We start from the raw sequence: 1,754 nt of genomic DNA on the forward strand, positions 1-1,754 counted from the left end.
CCCTGTGTGAGATTCGTTATATTTCGTTAAGCCAGCTTTCAGGGCTTCAAATTCATTATCTTGAGGTGGGAGAGGGGTAGTTAATTCCATATTTATGCTACGAACTCCGTTTTGGTATATAACGCCTGCGTAATAGGCGCGAGCCTGCGAGCGTCCTAATTGACGCACTTGTTAGATGCGGTCTCACGACTTTGCCTCCAGTAGTTCTCTTAACGGATCAGGAAGTAGTAATCGTGACTTTTCAGTGATAGATTTTTCATGCTTTTGCCAAAGTACACCAAGATAGATAATGCCGAACCCAATAGCCGTTAAAGCAACAGGAAATAACCAGCTATCTTTAAAAACGTCAGACGCCAGATACCCCAGATAACCACAGCTGCCGAGAGCACCAAAAACAACGAACACCCTACGAACCAACAACACGCCTACACCTATCATTAATAGAGTAATACAGAAATATATGAATTTTGACAGTTCGCTATCTGAGTGTTGAGAAGATAAGCCGCCCCAGAAGGCAATCACACCGAATATATAAACCCAGAAAGCGTAGTCGGCTTTTTTATGTGAGCGAATATCAATCCAAAACGCTAGGCTTATCATTAGTAATCCCGAATACATGGAAACCAATTTCCTTAGTTCCCATGTAATATCCCCACCAGAAATCATCGCCGTTATGTCCATTGTCATATACCAAAGAGTTACGGCAATTGGCATGATCAAAAAAGGATACTTGTACTTCCAGGCAACAATGGCTCCCACGGCTAGCGTACCCAACTCCATATATAGCCAATGCCACTTTATATACCTGTGGTAATCTTTATATACACTTTCATCAGGCCAGAAACCTAGCCATTGCTGCAGACCATAGATTGCTAAAGGCGTTAAACAAACGACAAATGTTGCGCAAATGCCGGCTGGAATAGCCATGCTCTTCGTTGCAAACGAATTAGAAAATTTAAAACCTACACCAGCATAAAGAAGAGAGATAAAAAATATGCCTGCGCCGCCAAAGGATTCCCAGCCAAGATTCATAAAGAGAGTCATGGCACCTATTGCGATAAGCCCGCCAAGATAATAGAGAACGTGAGTGAAAGTAAATCTTGGCACGTCTTGAGATTGAGCAGCCAAAAACTCGTAGAGAGCATCTGCTTGATGCAGTGTAATTATATTTTTCGCAGCGGCATCTTCTAGTTTTTTCTTTGTTACATCCATGATTGGCCTCTTGGTCTTAGGGCATCTAACGCTTGCCTAAGCGGCAATTACTAATGGGCTAAAATAATTAAGCGCAGCGACAATAGCCCATTGTTAATTGTCCGAGCGAGCCTGAGAGCGAATTGAGGCACTTGTTATATACCCAATTGTTTCTGTAAAAAATAACTAGTGTGCCCTTTAGGCATATCAGCCAATTCACCAAACACAGAGTAACCAGCTTTGACATAGAACCCCAATGCTTGGAAAGTAGTTGTTTCCAGGCGAATATTAGTGGTGTTTTTAGATAAAGCATATTCTTCCATACTAGATAGTAGCTTAGCTCCCCATCCATGTTTTCGGATACTTTCATCAATCCATAAACCTTGAATATGCAACCAGTCCCAATTTATTTCACCTAAAATCCCACCAACAATGACACCTGACTCATCTTTTACAAATGAAGATACTTTTTCCCTAAATACATCCCCTGTGTGAGATTCGTTATATTTCGTTAAGCCAGCTTTCAGGGCTTCAAATTCATTATCTTGAGGTGGGAGAGGGGT

Annotated in this window: 2 protein-coding genes; both read right to left on the reverse strand. The window is 41.7% G+C overall.

Translation table 11 applies throughout. The features are described from left to right. Positions 1-183 precede the first annotated feature (183 nt). Positions 184-1,212, reverse strand: coding sequence for a DUF2157 domain-containing protein (locus tag ABD009_RS14120; RefSeq protein ID WP_343826502.1), 1,029 nt, complete (start codon positions 1,210-1,212; stop codon positions 184-186). Positions 1,213-1,346: 134 nt separating this feature from the next. Next, positions 1,347-1,754 (reverse strand): GNAT family N-acetyltransferase (locus ABD009_RS14125; protein ID WP_343826504.1); only part of this gene is annotated, 408 nt, incomplete at its 5' end.

The organism is Psychrosphaera haliotis (assembly GCF_039523615.1).
Taxonomy (GTDB): domain Bacteria; phylum Pseudomonadota; class Gammaproteobacteria; order Enterobacterales; family Alteromonadaceae; genus Psychrosphaera; species Psychrosphaera haliotis.